Below are 18,978 nucleotides of genomic sequence, written 5' to 3'. Positions count from 1 at the left end.
CCGGACTAGATGTTCCGCGCCACCTGCACGGCCCACACCGTCAGAAGGGCGGCCCATGCGGCGGCGCGGGTCCCCCGGGACCTCGGAAGGGGCGGATAGGGGTCGTTCCGCCAGGCGCGGCGGAGGTCCCACAGGGCCGCCACGGGGAGCGCGATCAGAAGCGCCGCCGCGGGATACCAATGGAGCGCCTCGCCCCATCGCCCCTGGCCGGCGGCGAGGACGCACCGGGTGAGCCCGCACGTGACGCAGGGCAGGCCGGTGAACCGCTTGAACGGACACGCCGGGAGGAGGTCCGCCCACGGGGCGAGGAAGGTTGCGCCCCACAGGCCCAAAGCGAGGGCCAAGGTCGCCACGGCCATCCAGGGCACCCGCCTCATGCGCCCGCCCGCAGCAAAACCAGGACGAAGAGCGCGAAGGCGCCTCCGAACAGGCCCAGCAGCACCGCATGGACGACGGTGGCCCCGATTCCCCGCCAGGGCTCGCAGCCGTGGCGCGCGGCCAGGGCCCAGCCCCGGAAGATCCACAGGTAGCCCGTCAGCACCATCAGCGGGAGGCCCAACAGAAGCCCGGCGCCGGGCAGGAAGGCCAGCAGCCCCGCCACGCTGCCCACGGCCCCGATCCGGAGCGCCTCGGCCTCGGCGCCCAGGGTGACGCGGAATCCCCGGCCGCCTTTCGTCCCGCGAAGAATCCACAGTCCGAGGTGATCCCACGCCGCGTGGTGCAGCCACGTGCCCAACAAGAGCAGCGGAACCGCCAGCAGGAGCCAGGGCGCCAGCCGGGCGAAGGGCGGAGCCCCTGGAAGGGAGGCCAGCAGGGCCTTCACCTCGGCGGGGTCCGTACCCAGGGCGGCGGCCATCCACTCGGGCGGCCCCTCCTTCCGCAGAGCGCCGTACATCCGGAGGCCTCCCGCCAGCGTGAGGCCCGCATCCAGCAGGGCCGGAGGAAACCAGGCCGCCAGCATCGAGCCCACCGCAGGGCCGAGACGCGGCGGAGCGCCCGCGAAGGCATGGCCCGGTTCCAGAAGGGCCCGCACCGACGCCACGTAGGGGACGCGCATCACTTCTTCGGGAAGAGGGCGTCGAACTCGCGAAGGGCGATGGGATCGCCGTCGCGCTGAAGGGCGGGGCGGAACTCCGCGGGATTCCGGTCGGCGAATTCCCCGAAGGTGGCCACGTTGCCGTTGATATAGGCGATGAACTCGTCCTGGCGGTGGCGGATGTAGCTGCGGAAGGGCCGGGCCATCACGCCCAGGACGGCGGAGTTGAGGGCCGTCCAGGTCTGGAGCTGGGTCTCGAACCCGTTCTTGCCCTCCCAGTAGCGGTACGAGGTCAGCATCCGCGCGCCCACGGGGAAGGGCGTCCGCAGCCGGCCGGCCTCCGCCAGCCCCTCCACCAGGTACACCCGCTGCCCCGGCCGCTGGTACACGAGGCGGAGGGTGCCCTTCAGGCCCCGGGCGTCGTCGATGCTCCAGGCGCCGTCGGGATGGATGAAGGCGTAGAAGCCGGGGACGAACTGGCAGGACCGCCACATCGCCGAACTCACCCGGGGGTGGTCGAAGAGTTTTTCCATGGTGGTCAAGCGCACGCGCTTGGGTTCCGTGCGCGTCTCGAAAATGAAGTCCGCGCGATCGACGATGTCCTGCGCTTCCGCCCGGGCGGCGGGCGGCAACTGGGCCAGGAAAGCGGGCGGCTGAGCCGAGGCCACAACGGCCAGGGAGGCGAAGATCACGGCGCGCATGCGACACGCTAGCACCTCCGTCCGGGGTATGGTGGTTCTTCACTCCCATGCCCTTTGGGCCGATGAGCTCTTCAATGGCCGTCCCCCTTCGACACATGCCCGTCACGCCGCTGGACGAACTCCGCGGGTGGCTCGCGAATTCGGCGGAAAGCGACGCCACGTCCCAGGCGCGTCTGCACCAGCTCCTCCAGCAGCTCCGGCAACTGGCCCTTCCTGAACTGGGCGGGCGGCTGGTCAAGCCCACCTCCAGCATTCCCCTGAAGCGCCTCATCCTGGGTCTCACCGCCCGGTTCGACTGGCCGGAATGGACCCCGTGGATCCAGCAGGCCCTCCAGCAGGAGCCCGATCTCGGCGTCTTCGACGAGGGCTGCGCCGCCCTGGGCCGGCTGGAGCTCCGCCCCGCCCGCGAAGCCCTGGAGAAGCTCGCGGCTCAGCGTACGGACCCCGACCGCCAACTCATCCTCCGCCGCGAACTCGGCGCCTTCGAGTCCCATCAGGCGGTGACCTTCTACCTGGGCCGCCTGCTGGAAGGCGAGGGCAATCCCCGCCTCGCCCACCAGGGCGCGCGGGGCCTGGCTGCCGCCGAGCCCGAGGACTTCCCCGAACTGTGGGAGGCCGTGGACGGCGCGGATGCCCTGGCTTTCCGCCTGCTCCTGCGGGCCGTCGCGGAACTTCCGGGCGGCGCGCCCGGGTCCGCCCTGCTCCACCTGTTCGGCGAGACCCTGCGGACGCTGGAGGACCTGGGCGCCCTGGAGACCCTCACCCAGCGGATCCAGGGCGGCGCCCGGACCGCCGCCCGCACCGAACTGATGCAGGCCCTGGCGGCCCGGATGGAAGGCGCCGCCCCCGAAGAGGTCCAGGCCCTGCAAGTCGCCCTCGCCGCGGGCGAGACCGGCCAGCCCGGCCCGCCCCTGGACCGGCTGCGCGACGCGGCCCGCGGTCCCTACGAGACGTTCCTGGTGGAGGCCCTCGCGATCCTTGTGGAGGGCAAGGTCGCCCGGTTCACCGCGCTGGTGGCCGAGACCCAGGACACCGCGGCGAAGCAGTGGGAAAGCCGCTCCGCCACCCTCAACCAGATCTGCGAGGCCCTGCTCCGCCAGGTGGGGCTCGGCCACCTTCCGCTCGCGGAAGTTTTGCCCGTCCTGGAGGAGGCCTTCAGCCACTTCCCGGACAGCCGCTGCCTGGACTACGCCTTCTGCCGCCTGGTGCCCGCCGGGGCGCCGGGGCTGGCCGCCATCCTGAAGGTGCCCGATCCCAAGCGCCGCGTCTTCTGCCTAGACGTCCTGGGCGCGAGGGAGGAGGACGCCCTGGTGCCCTTCTTCCTCCAGGCCATGGGCGACGAGATCGTGGAGGTGGGCCACCGGGCCATCCACCATTTCGGCAAGCTGCCCTCCAGCTTCCCCGCCGTGATGGACCTGTTCCGGTCCGGGCAGATGGACCACATCCGGACCGCCCTGCGGATCTTCGCGGAGAACGGAACCAAAGCCGCCGCCGAGCCCCTGATGGAGTTCCTGGTCAAGCCGGACGTGCGGGACGACCTGCTGATCGAAGGGGTCGAGGCCCTCGGCGCCATCCGCAGTACCGCCGCCGCGCCGGTCCTTCTGGACCTGCTCCACGACGGCAAGCCGGCCCGTCTCCAGGAGGCCCTCGCCGAGGCCCTGGCCGCCCTCGCCACGCCGGAAGCGGGCCTGGGCCTGCTGGCCAAGTCCGTCCACCTGAAGCTGCCTCAGGTGCTGCTCCTGGCTCTGGAAGGGGCCCTGGCCGCCTTCCCCAGCTTCGGCCGCCCGTTCCCGCCGGCCGACCTGCCCGCCCTGGAGCAGCTCATCACCCGCTGCTGCGACGACCGCGAGGGCGAAGGGCGCCGCCTCCAGGCCATCCTGTCCACGCAGAACCTGTACTGTTTCGACCAGGCCATCTACCTGCGCCTGAAGGACGCCTTCTCCGACTTCCTGTTCGAGCTCCGCACGAAGGCGGAGTGGGACCGCGAGACCAACGACCGCGTGGCGGCGGTGGTCAAGGAACTGGGGCGGCGCAGCGCCAGCCTGGGCCACATCGCGGGCAAGGAGGAGCGGATCCGGACCCTGGTCCAGAACGTACCCGCGGGCGGTCCCACCCGGGCGCCCGCCCTGCTGGGGCTCCGCGACGCCCTCCAGGACCCGGAATTCATTCTCCGTCCCGAGCTGGCCGAGGAACTCGCGGCGTTCGTCCTGACGGAGCTGGGGCGCCGGGAGCAGGACTGGCGGGAACTGGCCCGGGTGTGCGAGCTCGCGGGGCTCATCCGCTGGCCCAGCCTGATCGAGCCCCTCAAGGAGCTGTTCCAACGCGCCACGGGCCTGGGCCTGCGGAGCGCCGCGCGGCTGGCCCTCCTCGCCCTGGGACTGGAAGAGGCCGACATCTCCCGCCGGGCGCCCATCCACACCATCCTCCTGCTGGAGCCCAGCGCCTTCTTCCGCAAGCGCCTCCTGGCGGCCCTCGGCGCGGGACCCCAGCCGAACCGCCCCTGGGAGATCCGGGAAGCGGGGAGCCGGACCGAAGCCGCGCCCCTGCTGGAGGCGCAGCCGGTGGACCTGCTGATCTCCGAGCAGACCGATCCCGCGGGCGACCTCCGCCCCTGGCTGAAGGCGCAGTGGGAAGCCCACCACTGCCGGCACGTCCTGCTGTCCACCGCGGCGCGGGACACGGCGCCCGGCGAGCCCTGGATCCTCGACGTCCTGTACAAGCCCTATCCGCCCGAACAGCTCCTCAAGGCCCTGGAGGCCTGAGCGGACCGGACCGCTATGATCATCCTTCGACTCGAGGCCTTCATGCCGTCCTCCTTCCGCTGGCCCTCCGCCCCGGCCGCCCTGCTGTGCGCCCTGCCCCTCGCCGCGCAGGCCCCCGACGCGGCCCTCGCGGAGCGCCTCTACCGGAGCGGCGAGCGGGCCTACGCCGCGGGCTCCCACAAGGAGGCGCTGGAGACCTGGACGCAGCTCCTGCAGACCGCCCCCCGGAGCGCGGAGGCCCCCCAGGCCCTGCTGCGGCTGGCCCGGCACCAGGTGGAGGTGGCGAAGAAGCCCGAAGCCGCCCTGCCCTACCTGGATCGCCTGAAGGCCGAGTACATCCAGGCTCCCGAGGCCGCCGATGGCCTGCTGCTCCGGGGAATCCTCTTGGCCCGGGAAGCCCGCCGCCCTGCGGACCTCAAGGACGCCATGGCCGAGTTCAACCGCGTCCTCGACCTGTTTCCCGATGCCGCCGTGATCCCCGACGCGCGGTTCCAGCTCGGGCGGGCCTGGCGCGACCAGGGCCAGTGGGGCCGGGCCCTCCAGCAGTTCGTGGAGGCCTTCCGCCTGCGCCCCGACGCGCCCATCGCGCCCCAGGCCATGCTCCAGGCCGCCGAAGTCCTCGATCTGATGAACGACCTGCCCGGCTGCCTGCGGATGCTCCAGCGGCTGCGGACGCACGCGCCCCAGAGCCCCGAGGCCGAAGAGGCCGGCTGGCGGCTGGCGCTCCGGGTGAAGCACCGCCTTCAGCGGCCTCCGCTGCGGAACGAAGGACCCTGGCCCAGTGGGCGGGCGAAGTGGCTCAAGACGCCCACCCTCCTCGCCACCACGCCCGGCGGGGACCTGCTCGTGTACCAGAACGAACTGGACCGCGCCTCCCGCCTCCGGAACGGGGAGCTCGTCCCCGCCGGTCCCACCGCTGCCGGGGCCCGCGCCCTGGTGGCCTCTCCCTCAGACGCCGTGTGGCTCCTCTCCAAGGGGGGCGTCGTGCGGGAGGATTCGCCCGCTCCCCAAGCGTTGGGGACGCTGTCGGCCATCTCGGGCGCGGCCGTGGACTGCTGGGGCACGCTGTGGGTGGCCGACGCCAAGACCTCGGCCCTGAGCCTGTTCGCGGCGGACGGCACGTCGCGGACGGTCGCTTCCCCCACGCTCAATGCCCTGGCGCCCCTGCCCTCGGGCGGGATGGCCGTGGCATCCGACGCCGACCGCAAGCTGCTCTTCCTGGACGCCGAGGGCCAGCCGGCGGTGGTCGTGCCCTACGGCAAGGATCTTCCCGCCGCCTTCCGCACCGTCGCGGCGCTGGCCTCGGACGGCGCGGGCCAAGTGGCGGCGCTGGTGGACGGCGGAGATTTCGGCGAGGGCGTCGTGATCTTCGGTCCCGACGGGGCGGTCCTGCGGCAGGCGACCTTCAAGGCCCTGGGCGTGACGGGGCGGATCACCTCCCTCGCCCTGGACCGCACGGGCGGCGTCATCCTCTGCGACCGCCGCAACGACCTCCTCCTCCGGTTGAACTGACATGCGCCTTCGCAACCTCCTTCCCCTCGCGCTTCTCCTGGGATCCGCCCTCGCGGCCCAGGACCCCGCCCTCAAGGACGCCTTCCTCCAGGCCAAGGCCCTGTGGGCCACCCAGGGCGACCGCGAAGGGGCGTCGGCCCGCTTCGAGAAGGTGGTCGAGGTCCTGGCTCCCCGGGCCGCGTCTCTCGATCCCGAGTGGCTCCAGGTGCTGGGCGAGGCCTACAACTGGCTGGCGGTCCTGGACGACCGCAGCGCCCAGAACAAGCCCCGGGCCCAGGTCCGGCTCCAGGCGCTGATCGACCTCAATCCCGATTTCGAGGTGGACCGCGCCATCACCTCCCAGCGCCTGGCGGCCCTGTTCGACAAGCTGAAGGCCGAGAAGTACGCCGTGGTGAAGCTCAGCTACGCGCCGGAGGGCGGGGTGCTCACCGTGGACGGCCGGCCCGGAGCGCCCCTCTCCCGCAAGTTCCTCCCCTTCGGCCCCCACAAGCTCGCCTACGCCCGGCCCGGCTACGCCCCGGCGGAGGTCGCCCTGGATCTCGCCGGAAAGGAATCCCGCAACGCGGAGTTCAAGCTGACGCGCGTCTCCTCCGCCGTCACCCTCCACACCCAGCCCAGCGGCGCCGAGATCCTGCTGGACGGGCGCAGCCTGGGGCGGACCAAGGGCCACGCCGGTCCTGAGGCCGCGCCCCTGGCGCTGCCCCTCGGCCTGCGCCCCGAAGACCTGTCCGAGCCCTTCGTGATCGCGGAGCTGGCCGCCGGCAAGCACCGGCTGGAAGTCAAAGCCCCCTGCTACCGGACCCGGGTCCTGGAGATGGACGAGGGCCTGTCCACGCCCTGGGCGGACCACACCCTGGAACCCATCCGCCTGGAGGCCTCCAAGGGCACGCTGTCCGTGAGCTCCGCCTGGGACGGCGGCGAGCTGTTCCTGTCGGGCCAGAGCCAGGGCCCGCTTCCCATCGCCCAACTGCCCGTCTGCTCCGGCGCCTACGACCTGCTGGTGCGCTTCCCCGCCGGCGGGTTCTCCCAGCGCGTCACCGTGGAGGACGGGAAATCCCTGGCCGTGGAAGCCCGGCCCAAGCCCCGCCTGGCCTTCCTGGGGCTGGAAGGGGAGACCGACTTCACGGGCCGGGCCCGCATCCTCGCCCAATTGGAGGCTTTCGGAGAGCGCCTCCGCGAGGTGGCCTACGTGCCCGTGCGCACCGGCGAGACGCCCGCCCAGGCCCTGGCGCGCCTGAAGGAGACCCGGGAGGCGGAACTCTTCCTGACGGCGGTGCCGGTGGCCGATCCGGTGGTCCATCGGCTGGAGCTGCGCGTGGCCACGCCGGAGGGCGAGTCCATGAAGGCCGTGGTGAAGCCCCTGGAGCAGGATCCGCTCGCCGCCCTCGCCGCCAGCCTCGACGCCCAACCGCCCCTCCGGGAGCCGGGCCTGGGCCTGACGCTGCTGGACGTTCCCGGCGAACCGGGACCGTGGGTCCTGGCCGCCTCCGACGCGGCGCAGAAGGCGGGGATCCGGCCCGGAAAGCCCATCGTCCAGGCCGAAGGCCGGCCCCTCCCCTCCACCGCGGCTCTGCGCCAGCTCCTGGCGGGCGGGAAACCCACCCTCAGCCTCGTGCAGGACGGCGCGCCGGTGGTTCTCCCGATCCAGGCGGAGGCCCTGGAGATTCCCATCCGCGCCCCGGAGCTGTGCTATCCCGCCGTCCTGGCCCGCCTGCGCCTTCATTACGCCGGCGCGAAGGGCGACGAGGCGAACCTCGTCCGCCTGAACCTGGCGCTGGCTTACATGCACTTCCGCGAGTTCGACCGGGCCATCGAGCTGCTGCGGGACGCCCGCCTGAGCACCGTCGCCGGGGTGAGCCAGGGGACGATCGACTACCACACGGGGGTCTGCTTCCTCCACCTCGGGCCCGCGTATCAGGCCGAAGCGGCGCAGGCGTTCCGGCAGGCCCTGAAGTATCCTCAGGCAACCCTTCTCGGCCCCGACGGTCCCCTGATCGCCCCCCTGGCGCGGCAGGCCCTCGACGACCTGAAGTAGCGGAGGCACCATGCGGCACCAGCGCGGCGAAGGCAAGATCGGCTGCATCCTCTCCCTGCTCGTCCTCGGCCTGCTCGGCGGCATCGCCTACAAGGCGGGGCCGGTGTACTACAGCAACAGCGAACTGGCCGACGCCTGCGACTTCATCGCCAGCGGCGCGTCCCGCAAATCCCCGGAAGCCGTGGAGCGCGAGGTCAAGGACAAGGCCCGCGAACTGGGGATCGCCGAAGTCCTGGCGGACAAGAACGCCGTGCGCGTGACCAAGACCACCAGCGGGGAGAGCGGGACCTGCACCATCACCCTCCGCTACAAGCGGGTGATCGACTTCTACGGCGCCTACCAGTGGACCCTGGCGACGGACAAGCGCATCTCCAAGCCCGTGTTCGAGAACGTGGGCTGAATCCCGCCGGATCGGGCGCTTGCGCCCCGTCCGCCGACCGGGCACGCTCGCTGGATGTCCCTGCGTCTTCCCGATGACCGCCACCTCGCGCCGGCGGAGGCGCTTCGCCCCGCGTCCATCCCGGGCTCGAAATCCGCCACCAACCGCGCCCTCATCCTCGCCGCCCTGGCGCCCGGAACGACCCGCCTGCGGGGGGGGCTCGAAGCCGAGGACACGCGGTGGATGCGCCAGGCCCTCGGGGCGCTGGGATGCCCCGTCACCGAGGCGGAGGGAACGTGGACCGTCGCGGGCGGCGCCCGGCCCAAGGCCGCCGCGCCCCTGTGGCTCGGCGCGTCGGGCACGACCCTGCGCTTCCTCCTGCCCTGGCTGGCCCTGCGGGGCGAAGGGGCCATCCAGCTCGAAGGCGATCCCCGCCTCTTTGAGCGGCCCCTCGGCCCCCTGCTGGCGCCCCTGGAAGCCCTCGGCGCACGGTGGGAACCCGGCTCCAACGGCGCCCGGCTCCACCCCGCGGATTCCCCTCCCCGGAGGCTGGAGCTCACGGTGGACGCCCGGCTCAGCAGCCAGTTCCTGACGGGGCTGGCCCTGGCCGCCGCGGCGCTCCCGGAGGGGGGCGTCCTGCGGTGGACCGAGGCCGCCAGCCCCAGCTACCTGGCCCTCACCACCCAGTGGCTCCATCGCTTCGGCTGCGGCGCCCACCTGGAACCGCGCGCCTGGACCATCCCGGGCGGGGCCCTCGCGCCCCGGGATCTGGATCTGCCCGGCGACTGGAGCGGGGCGGCGGCCTTCCTCGCCGCGGCCGCCGCCACGGGCCGGTCCCTGCGCGTGGCGCCGCTGGATCCCGAGGACGCCCAGGGGGACCGCGCCCTGGTGGACATCCTGCGGACCGCGGGCTGCGTCGTCGTTTGGAAAGGAACTCAGGACCTGGAAGTGACCGGTCCCCTCCTCCGGGGCTTCGACGCGGACCTGACGGATTGCCCGGACCTGGGCCCCGTCCTGGCGGGCCTCGCGGCCCTGGCGCCCGGCTCCTCCGAACTGCGCGGGCTCCACACCCTCCCTCTCAAGGAATGCGACCGGCTGGAAGCTTCGGCGGAGCTGGTGCGCTGGCTGGGCGGCACCGCGGAAGTCGTCGGGGACCACACCCTGCGGATCGCGCCCGGCGCCCCGCTAGGGGACCGCCCGCTCTTCAATCCCCGTAACGACCACCGCATGGCCTTCGCGGCGGCCGTGGGCGGTCTCCGCCGCGGCGGAGAGCTGCTCGATCCCGGCTGTGTCGCGAAGACCTTCCCCGGCTTTTGGGAGGTCTGGACCCGGATGCTGGGATGCTGAAGGCCGCCTGGCTGGGCCACTGGAAGGCCCCCTGGGGGCTCGACCGAGGGCGGCGGTGGGGCGATCCCGCCTGGGCGCTGGCCGCCCTCAGCCAGGCCTGGATGCTCGGAGGCCGGGAAGGCCGGTGGCCGCGGCTGAACCAGGTGGCCCGCCGCCCCGCCGGCCCCCAGGTCGCAAGCCTGTCCGAGATCTTCGAGCCGCGTCCCGATCCCGCGTGGGTGGCCCTGCTCCGGCATGGGAGCCCAGGCGTTCCCCCTGCCCAGCGCGGATCGAAGGAGGACGAACTCCGGGCCTGGGCCTGGGAAGCGCTTCTGGACGGCGACGGCACCCCGTGGATGGCGGCCGGATCCGTCCTTCTGGACCGCGCCCAGCGCCTGCGGTGGATCGCGCCCCTGGGAGCGGTGGATGCCGAAGGCACGCTCCACCTCCCCCCTTTCCTGGAGATCCTGGTTCCCGATTCGCTGCGGACGCTCCCGCCCGGCTGGTGGGAGATTCTGCTCCGCGCCCAGGACGCCGAGGGACGGCTGCTTCCGGAAGGCGCGCTCGATCCCGTCCTGCCCTGGCCGGCGCTCCAGGCCCAGGCGGGTCCGCTGATTCTGGCGGCGCTGCCCGCCGATCTGGCTTCCCACCGCGGTGAACCGTGGCTCACGGCGCTTCCCGGTGGCGGCTGGATGGTGGATCCGCGCCTTCGGGCCTGGGGCCGCGGGTTCGGCGCCTCCCCCGCGGGGCTCGCCCCTCTCGCGGCGCCGGGGCTGGCGGGCGGCGCATCTCCGGAAAAGTCGCTGGAAGACCTGCTTCAGATGAAGGCCTCTGTGGAACCGCCCCCGGGGTGGGCCGCCGCCGTGGAGGCGGATCTGAGGGAGGACCTCCGCCGTCCCACGCTTCCTCCGCCCTCGGGCCATCCCACCTGGGACCGCCTGCGGATGCGGTGGGGCGGGGAGGCACCGGAATCCGTACCGGGCTATCCGGGCTGGGATGAGCCCGTCCATCCCTGTGCCGATCCCTTCCACTGGATGGCCCGGGGACGGCGGGCGGACGAGGGCTGCGATCCCGAGGGGAGCCTCCGGGCCTTCACCCTCGCCCACGCCCATTTCCTGCGCCTGGGGGCGGCGGACTGGGCCGAGCGCGCCGCCTCCAACGCCGCCCATCTCGCCCTCAAGTGGGGGGACCTGCCGGCCCATCGGCGCTGGGTCGCCCTGCGCGGTCCGCTGCCCCAGCCCTGGCGCGACCTGGAGGAAGCCCAGGTGGCGGAAGTCCTGCTGGAGCCCGACGCCGCCCTCGCCCGCATCCGGCGGCTGGTGGCGGCCCATCCGGATTTCCCGCCGGCCTGGGGACTCCTGGCCGGCCACGCGGCGGATCGCGAGCAGTGGGACGTGGTGCGCGACGCCCTTCTCCACGCTCCCGACCACCCCTATGCCCGCTTCCTGGAGGCCGCCCTGGGACCCATGGCGGAACCGCCGCCCCCCACGGCGGATCCCGAGACGCGGCTGAGCTGGGAGGCCCACCGTCTGCTGCGAGGAACCGGATCGCCGGAGGCCTTCTGGGCCGCCTGGGAGGCGTGCCCCACGCAGGTGATGCGGCTGGAACTGGGCCTGCGGATCCTTGAGCGCCGGCCCGACCTCCGGCGCGCCGACGCGCTCCTGGCCCTCCAGGCCATCGCCGAGCGGGCCACGTCTTCCCGGCATCAGCGGCGCCTGGCCGCCCTGTGGCCCGAAGCGGAGGCCCCCGCGGAACCCGCGCCCCGGGCGCTGCTGGACGCGTGGCTGGCCCAGCGCGCCGCCCCGGCGTGGATCGCCTGGGAGGAGGAAGGCCGCGTCCGCAGCCTGGGGCGCGGGGAAGCGCCACCGGAGGGCGCCCTCGGCCGCCTCGCCCAGGAGGGCTTCCTCGCCGCGTTCGCCAACGGGCGCTGGATCTGGCGGGGCCATCCCCTCCTGTGGGAAGGCGCGGCCGTGGGCGCGATCCTCCTCGCGCACCCACCGGACGCACCGCCTGAACCGCCCGCGGAGGCGTTCCTGCTGGCCCCGTGGGTGGCGCGGCTGCGGGGCGCTCGGACTCCGGAGCCCCCCGTGGCAGGCGAACTTCTCCTGACGGACGGCAGCGAGCCCATGGCCGGCGTGCTGCGCGAGCTGGATCGCGTCGCGGGGTCGGACCTGCCCGTCCTGATCCTGGGCCCCACGGGCAGCGGGAAGGAGCTGGCGGTCCGCGAACTCCACCACCGCTCGGGGCGCCCCGGTCCGCTGGTGGCCGTGAACTGCTCCGCCTTCGCCGAGGGCCTGCTGGAATCCGAGCTGTTCGGCCACGTGAAGGGCGCGTTCACCGGAGCCGACCGGGACCGGCGCGGGGCCATCGAGGCCGCCCGAGGCGGGACCCTGTTCCTGGACGAAGTGGCGGACCTGTCGCCACGGCTCCAGTCGCTGCTGCTCCGCGTCCTGCAGGAGCGCGAGATCCGCCGGGTGGGCTCCGATCACGCCGTGAAGGTGGACGTGAGATTTGCCGCGGCCACGCACCGCCCCATGGACGACCTGGCCGCCGCGGGCGCGTTCCGCCGGGACCTGCTGTTCCGCCTCCAGGGCGCGGTGCTCGACCTGCCGCCCCTTTCGCTTCGGCGCCACGAATTCCCCTTCCTCGTCCCGCGGCTCCTGCCCCGCGCCGCCCAATCCGCCCGCCGCCCCATCCCGCTGCTGGCGCCGGGACTGCCGGAGGCCCTGGCCCGCCGCCCGTGGCCGGGCAACGTGCGGGAGCTGCTCCACGCCCTGGAGCGCGCAGTCCTGCGCTGCGAGGGCGACACGCTGAAGCCCCGCCACTTTCCCGAATTGGAGATGCCCGTTCTCCAGGCCCGCACCTGGGACGACGCCACCCGCGCCTTCCAGCGCCGCCTGCTCCTGGACACCCTCCGCGCCACCCGCTTCCGCGTGGCCGAGGCCGCCGAAACCCTGGGCTTCGCCCGCCCCGCCCTCTACGCCGCCGCCAAGCGGCTGGGGGTGGATCTGGTGGCCGAGCGGGCGGCGGGGGGCGAAGACACCGGCGTCTGATACCCCTTTGCATTCAAAAGATAAGGATCACCACCAAGACGCGAAATGCGCCTTCGTCTCGCGCATCCGCAAAGCGGATGTCGAGAAGGCCACCAAGAAACCACATCCCCAGTGGGTAGAGCTTTTCTTGGTGATGAAAAGAAAATACTTGGGTCGTGCTCGCCTCTTGTATGAGTCGCTACAGCCGCCGCCCGAAGCTCCGCTCCAGGTCCTCCAGGGTGAGTTTTTTCAGGATGGGCCGGCCGTGGGGGCAGGTGTTGGGGACCTCGCAGGCGAGGAGGTCCCGGATGAGTCCCAGGGCCAGCTCCGGCGGCAGGGCGTGATGCTTCTTGATCGCGGCGCGGCAGGCCAGCTCCGCGTTCAGGTCCCGGCGGAAGGCGTCGAGATCCACGCGCCCCTCCCGCTCCAGGCGGGCGAGGAGGTCCTCCAGCAGGGCCTGGGGATCGCGATCGGCCAGGAAATCGGGGAGGCCCCGCACCACCAGGGCGTCCCCGCCGAAGGGGTCGGCCTCCACACCGGCCGCCTCCAGCTCCGCGAGGAAGGGCGCGAGCCGGGCGAGCGCTTCCGGTCCCACCTGCACGACGCGGGGCGGCATCAGCGGCTGGATCGCGGGAGCGTGGCGGCGGAGGAAGAGACGCTCGTACAGCACGCGCTCGTGGGCCACGTGCTGGTCCACGATCCACAGCTCCGGACCACTGGCCGTGGCGATCTCCGCCAGCAGGTAGGTCCGCTGGAAGGCGCCCAGGTAGCGGATGCCGTCGGGCTCCGCAGCCTGCGGGGGCAGCGCGTCGTAGGCGTAGGCCGGCTCCGCCGCACGGGAGGCGAAGGCGTCCGACAGGGCCGTATAGGCGCCGGCGGCGGAAGGTTCGCCCCATAGGCGGGGATGCTGGGGGGCGGCGCGGCGGGAGGGATCCAGATCGAACTCGGCGTCCACCGGCTTGGGCGGCAATTCCAATACCGAGGCCAATCCGCCGCGAAGCTGGGACCAGGCCTCTTCCGCCGCGGCGCGCACCCACGCGAAGATCCGCTGGGGCTCGCGGAAGCGGACCTCCGCCTTGGTGGGGTGGACGTTCACGTCCACCGCCTCGGGAGGCAGCTCAAGGAACAGCACGGCCGCCGGGTATGAGCCCTTGGCGAAGGTGCCTGACCAGGCCTCGGCTAGGGCGGCCAATAGGAGGCGGTCCCGTACGGCCCGGCCGTTCACGAACAGGTAGAGGTGGTTCCGATCGCGGAAGCTGAGGTCCGGCGGGGAGACGAAGCCCCGGATCCGCCAGGGGAGTTCCCCGTTCACGAAGGGTACCAGGCGCCCCAACTTCTCGCCGAGCAGCGGCGCCAAGCGCTGGCCGGCGTCGTCCACGGGCGGCAGCACCAGCGGCGCGCCGCGGTCGGGCCGCAGGGTCCAGTGGACGCCCGGCGAGCTGAGGGCCAGCCGCGCCACGGCGCCCCAGACCTGGGCGTGCTCCGTGTCCGTGGACTTCAGGAAGCGCTTCCGGGCGGGCAGCTGGGCGAAGAGGTCCCGCACCGTGACGGTGGTCCCGCGGCTGCGCGGGGCGGGCACCACTTCCTTGACGATCCCGAACTCGGAGCGCAGGCGGTGGCCCGCGCCATCGGATTCGGCGCTGGTCAGCTCGAACCGGGTGACGCTGGCGATGCTGGGCAGCGCTTCGCCCCGGAAGCCGAAGGTGGCGAGCCGGCCCAGGTCGTCGGCCGTCCGGACCTTGCTGGTGGCGTGGCGCTCCAGGGCCAAGTAGAGGTCATCCCGGGCCATGCCCGAACCGTCGTCCGCCACTTCCAGCAGCCGCTTGCCGCCCTCTTCCCAGGCCACCTCGACCCGGCGAGCGCCGGCGTCCAGCGCATTCTCCACCAGCTCCTTCAGCACGGACGCGGGCCGCTCCACCACTTCGCCCGCGGCGATCTGGTTGGCCACCTGGTCGGACAGGATCCGGATCTTCGCCATGGCTCAGTTTCCTCTCGCGCGCCGGAGATGGCCGGCGAGGTGGCCCAAGTAGGCCAGGAGGAAGAGCCCGGCGGAGGCCCCGTGCGCCCAGCCCAGGCCCGTCCGCCAACCGGGATCCACGGCCACCTGCGCGGCGTAGCCCGAAAGCGCCATGGGGGCGATGAGGAAGGCCGCCGACAGGCCCGTCCGGCGGCCTTCGGACCCCTTCTTCAGGCGCACCCGCAGGTGCCCGCGGACCGCGGCGCCCAGGGCGAAGAGCAGGAACGGCGCGGCAAGGACGTGTGCGCGCTGGACGAAGGGAAGCCAGGGGTGCGCCTCGGGACCGAAGGGCCCCACCCGCTCGCCGAACCAGCGCAGTAGGCCGTTCGCCAAGCCGCTGCCCGCGGTCGCGAGGGCCGCGGCGTGAAAGCTCCAGCGCTCCGCGGGACCCATCCCGCGGTCTCGAACGAGCCCGGACCGGCGGTGCAAGGGGCGGGTCGCAACGGGAGGCATGGCGGGCTTCCGAAAAGAAGGGACGGAAGGCCACGATCGCATCCCCCGCCGCCCTCCGGCAAGCGGGGCCGGCAACCGCGGATCCTCGCGATCCCTACCGGGGCTCGACGGTCGGGCGGAGGGCCCGGAACGCCCCGGACATTCGGATGGTGCCGTCGTTCAGGAAGAAGGCCGCGGCCGTCCCGTGGCGCTCGGCCCAGGCCAGGCCCGCGTCGGGACCCAGCACGTAGAGGGCAGTGGACAGCACATCCGCCACCAGGGCGTCGGAGGTCACCACGGCGGTGCTTCCCCAGGCGGGACAGGGTTCGCCCGTCCTGGGATCCAGGATGTGCCGTCCCCGCTCGGAGGTACCGCTTCCCGAGAGGGAAGCGTCCTCAAGCGTGAACCAAAGACGGGGGCGCTGCCGGTTCTGGGGATCGGCGACGGAGACGGGTGCCGCCTTTCCCCAGGCCAGCAGCTGGCCCCCGAAGTCCAAAAAACCCACGGCGGCGCCCGCAGCCGAACGCATGCGGTCCAGGGCATAGCCCTTGAGGAAGCCCCCCTCCTCCACGCCAGCCGCGGGATGGACAAATCGCGCTGTGCCGGCCCGCGGGTCCAGCTCCAGCCATTTGGCTCCCGCCGCCCGCCGAGCTTCGGCGAGGACGGCGGGCTCCGGCGTCCGTCCGCCCTCGCGCAGGCCCCATGCCTGGATGAGGGGGAACAGGGCCGGATCGAACGCGCCTCCGGTCTTCGCGCTCCAGGCCTTCATGTCGGCGAGGAGGGCCAGCCATTCCGCGTCCAGGGCCACCGGCCGCCCCCCGGCGGCATTCAAGCGGCTCCAGGCGGAGGCGGGATTCCAGGTCGAACACGCGGCTTCGAGGCGGGCGGCTTCGGCCAAGGCGGCCTCGGATTTCCGAAGCAGATCGCCGGGACCTTCCAGGCGCACACGCAGCTCCGTCCCCATCGACAGCACCGTCCGGTCAAGGGCGGGCACCGGACTCGGAGCGACGGCAACGGCCGACGCTTCGAGGGCGGGAGGGGGACACAGCAACATGAGAATGAGTCTCAGCTTTCTCAACCCGCCTGGCAAGGCCTTTTTTTGAAGGACTCGCGGACGTGACTCCCATCACCCCGGTCTCCGCCAGGCCCGAAGCCACACTGGGGCATGCCCTCCTGCACGCGTTCCCGGCTCTTCGCGCTGGCCCTGGCCCTCGTGGCGCTCCCGCTGGCGCCTCGCTTGGAAGCGTCTCCGCGGACCCAGGCCCCCGACGCGCCGTGGATCACCTTCACCACGGCCCACTACCGGATCCACTGCCCCCGGGCCTTCGAACCGTTCGGACGCGACATGGCCGGCCGCGTGGAGGGGCTGCACGCCCGCTACCTGGAGCTGGTGGGCTACGTCCATCCGGGGCCCATCGACGTCCTGATCCTGGATCCGCGGATGGAATCCAACGGCATGGCGATCCCCTTCCTCCAGCGGCCCCAGGTCGTCCTGTGGCGGACGGAGCCCGAGCCGGACTCGGAACTGGCCCACCACCGGGGCTGGGCCGAGCTGCTGATCGCCCACGAGCTCGGCCACATGCACCACCTGCTGCGGCCCGCGCGAAAGCCCACCCTCTGGCAGCGCTGGACGGCGGCCCTGGGTCCCGTGGCCGAGAAGACGCCCCGCTGGGTGAAGGAGGGCTACGCCACCCTGCTGGAGGGCCAACTCACGGGGAGCGGGCGTCCCCACAGCGCCTTCCGGGCCGCGGTCCTGCGCCAGTGGGCGCTCGAAGGGAAGCTGACCCCCTACGAATCGCTGAACAGCACCCGCGGCTTCCTCGCCGGTAACCAGGCCTATCTCGCGGGCAGCGCCTTCCTGGCGTGGCTGGAGACGAATGCCGGCGATCCGGCGATCTTCCGCACGCTGTGGACGCGCCTTGCGGGCAGCCGGGATTTCGACGCGGCCTTCATCGCCACCTTCGGATACGCGCCCCGCGACGGCTACCAGCGGTTCTGCGCCGAACTGACCCACGCCGCCCTCGACCTGGAACGGCGCGCCAAAGCGGAGGGCCTGCGGGAAGGCGAGGTTGTCACCCGCGTGGACGGCTGGGTGAGCGGCCTGTCCCTCAGCCCCGACGGAACCCAGCTCCTGGCCCGCGTCCTGGACCGCAAGTGGCCGGGCCTGTACGTGTGGGACCTGACGGCGCCCGTCCCCGCCGCCCGCGCGTTCCCCGGCGAGCCGCCGGACCGGGCGCCGCAGGTGCCGGTGCTCCCTCCGGCCCGGCGGCTGCCCCGGGTCCACGGCGCGCTGCCCCGGAACCCCGTGTGGATCGGCCCCCGCGAGGTGGGATTCCAGTTGCCCCTGCCCAATGGCGAAGGCGTGCTGGAACCCCATCCCTACCGCTGGTCCCTGGGTCGGGGGCTGCGATCCGGCGAATACCAGGCGCCGCCCGCGGCCTCCGGCGGACCTAGCTGGAAAGAGATGGGCGGAATCTGGAACGTGGTGGACGCCCAAGGGCGCCCGCTGACCCGGACCCTGGCCGCGGCGTGGAATCCCGTGGCCACGCCGGACGGAAAGTGGATCTACTTCACGCGGCTCGCCGCGTCCGGCGTGGAGATCCGGCGGCTGGACGCCACGCTGCCGCCCCTGGAAGCCGCGGCCCCGCCCGCCGATCCCACCCTGCCCTTGACGCGGCAGGTGCTCCCTCCCGCCGACGCGCCGCCCGCCCTCCCTCCGCCAGTGCCGACGGAGCCCCATCCCTACCGCGTGGCCGAGACCCACGACACCTTCGCCGTCGCGGGCTATGGGTTGTCGCCGTCGGGAACCGCGTTCCAGCTGGGCGCCGGCGGCAACGACATCCTGGGCCGCCTGAACTGGCAGGCCCTGGCGGGCTTCGGCGACGGGGCGGGCCCCCGGGGCGCCCAGCTTGGCGCGGCCTGGCGCGGCTGGCGGTGGGCGCCGTCGCTCCAGGTCTTCTCCTCGCTGGAGCGGCCGTCCCGCCAGGAGTTCGCCCCGGTGGCCGGCTTCGACCGCGAGCGGCGCGGCGGGGAACTGGCCTTCACCTGGGAAGCCGAAGGCCGTCCCCAGGCGCGGCTGCGCCCCTTCGCCGCCGTCGAGCGGGTGGAGGCCACGGAAGGCGGCGAGATCCGAAACCGCGCCTTCGGCGGACTGGAAGCCGGCTGGGGCGAGCACTGGGGCCTCGGCGACCAGGCCTTCGCCCTGGGCCTGGGCTTCCGGGGCGGGAGCGGCACCACCGACGGTCGCTCCTGGAGCCTGGGCCGCGCGGCCCTCACCCTCGGTTGGATCAACCCCGCCGTCCCCCTTCGGGTTCGGATGGAGGGTGGCCGCGTCGAAGGCGACCCCACGAGCCTCGACCGCTTCCATCTCGGCGGCCTGCCCACGTCCCTGGTGCCCGAAGCCCTGGACGCCAACCGCGTGGGCCAGGCGGCGCTCCCGGCCTACACGGCCCTCGGCGATCGGCTGGTCCGCCTGCGGGGCGAGGCCGAACTGGGTCTCTTCGCCGCCTATGTGGAGCACACCGCCGTGTGGGACGGCGGAACGCCCCGCCCGGCGGCGACGCGGGTGGTGGGCCTGGAGCTGGACAGCCGCCGCCTGGGCCTTCCCGCGGACCTGATCCGCCGGGTCGCGGGCAACCTGCGGTTCACCCTGGGGATCCACCGCCCCTTGGACGGCCCGATGAAGCAGCGTACTGTGGGGACCCTCAGCGTGATCGTGCGCCCCTGAGGTTCCCGCTCGAGTAACG

At 73.1% G+C, this 18,978-nt stretch carries 13 protein-coding genes; 7 read left to right on the top strand and 6 right to left on the bottom strand.

Going from position 1 to position 18,978, the window contains the following annotated elements; all coding sequences use genetic code 11:
• Positions 1–5: 5 nt before the first annotated feature.
• The 3 genes from RAH39_RS00630 to RAH39_RS00620 are packed head-to-tail and all read right to left on the bottom strand — an operon-like array spanning position 6 to position 1,737.
• Entirely contained in the window at positions 6–377 is a 372-nt protein-coding gene (locus tag RAH39_RS00630; RefSeq protein WP_306590872.1) for a DUF2752 domain-containing protein, read from the bottom strand.
• Positions 374–1,057 (bottom strand): hypothetical protein, encoded by a 684-nt coding sequence (locus tag RAH39_RS00625; RefSeq protein ID WP_306590871.1) that lies wholly within the window; start codon positions 1,055–1,057, stop codon positions 374–376. Before RAH39_RS00625 ends, RAH39_RS00630 begins: the two co-directional genes overlap by 4 nt.
• A complete protein-coding gene (locus tag RAH39_RS00620; protein WP_306590870.1) occupies positions 1,057–1,737 on the bottom strand; it encodes a hypothetical protein in 681 nt (226 codons plus the stop codon). Before RAH39_RS00620 ends, RAH39_RS00625 begins: the two co-directional genes overlap by 1 nt.
• Before the next feature lie 74 nt (positions 1,738–1,811).
• On the opposite strand from RAH39_RS00620, the gene RAH39_RS00615 reads away from it, so the two are divergent.
• The 6 genes from RAH39_RS00615 to RAH39_RS00590 are packed head-to-tail and all read left to right on the top strand — an operon-like array spanning position 1,812 to position 12,804.
• Positions 1,812–4,499, top strand: coding sequence for a HEAT repeat domain-containing protein (locus tag RAH39_RS00615; protein WP_306590869.1), 2,688 nt, complete (start codon positions 1,812–1,814; stop codon positions 4,497–4,499).
• A 42-nt stretch (positions 4,500–4,541) separates the two neighbouring features.
• Positions 4,542–6,011, top strand: coding sequence for an outer membrane protein assembly factor BamD (gene bamD / locus RAH39_RS00610; RefSeq protein WP_306590868.1), 1,470 nt, complete (start codon positions 4,542–4,544; stop codon positions 6,009–6,011).
• Position 6,012: 1 nt separating this feature from the next.
• On the top strand, positions 6,013–8,046 hold the full coding sequence (locus tag RAH39_RS00605) for a peptidase associated/transthyretin-like domain-containing protein (RefSeq protein ID WP_306590867.1): 2,034 nt from the start codon (positions 6,013–6,015) through the stop codon (positions 8,044–8,046).
• 10 nt (positions 8,047–8,056) lie between these two features.
• Positions 8,057–8,446, top strand: coding sequence for a hypothetical protein (locus RAH39_RS00600; protein ID WP_306590866.1), 390 nt, complete (start codon positions 8,057–8,059; stop codon positions 8,444–8,446).
• A gap of 54 nt (positions 8,447–8,500) precedes the next feature.
• Positions 8,501–9,772, top strand: a complete 1,272-nt coding sequence (gene aroA, locus RAH39_RS00595; RefSeq protein ID WP_306590865.1) for a 3-phosphoshikimate 1-carboxyvinyltransferase — start codon at positions 8,501–8,503, stop codon at positions 9,770–9,772.
• The gene (locus tag RAH39_RS00590) at positions 9,766–12,804 is read left to right on the top strand and encodes a sigma 54-interacting transcriptional regulator (RefSeq protein ID WP_306590864.1); all 3,039 of its coding nucleotides are present in this window, start codon (positions 9,766–9,768) and stop codon (positions 12,802–12,804) included. Before aroA ends, RAH39_RS00590 begins: the two co-directional genes overlap by 7 nt.
• A gap of 178 nt (positions 12,805–12,982) precedes the next feature.
• On the opposite strand, the gene mutL is transcribed toward RAH39_RS00590, so the two are convergent.
• The 3 genes from mutL to RAH39_RS00575 form a co-directional block, all read right to left on the bottom strand.
• Entirely contained in the window at positions 12,983–14,761 is a 1,779-nt protein-coding gene (gene mutL, locus RAH39_RS00585) for a DNA mismatch repair endonuclease MutL (protein WP_306590863.1), read from the bottom strand.
• 3 nt (positions 14,762–14,764) lie between these two features.
• On the bottom strand, positions 14,765–15,193 hold the full coding sequence (locus RAH39_RS00580; RefSeq protein ID WP_306590862.1) for a hypothetical protein: 429 nt from the start codon (positions 15,191–15,193) through the stop codon (positions 14,765–14,767).
• 154 nt (positions 15,194–15,347) lie between these two features.
• Positions 15,348–16,226 carry an FAD:protein FMN transferase gene (locus RAH39_RS00575; protein ID WP_306590861.1) on the bottom strand — a complete coding sequence of 293 codons (879 nt, stop codon included), beginning with the start codon at positions 16,224–16,226 and terminating at the stop codon, positions 15,348–15,350.
• Positions 16,227–16,397: 171 nt separating this feature from the next.
• Here RAH39_RS00575 and RAH39_RS00570 point away from each other — a divergent pair, with 171 nt between their 5' ends.
• Positions 16,398–18,959, top strand: coding sequence for a TolB-like translocation protein (locus RAH39_RS00570; RefSeq protein ID WP_306590860.1), 2,562 nt, complete (start codon positions 16,398–16,400; stop codon positions 18,957–18,959).
• Positions 18,960–18,978 lie beyond the last annotated feature (19 nt).

This window comes from Geothrix sp. 21YS21S-4 (assembly GCF_030845995.1).
GTDB lineage: Bacteria > Acidobacteriota > Holophagae > Holophagales > Holophagaceae > Geothrix.
This window is presented reverse-complemented; position numbering and strand designations above follow the sequence as displayed.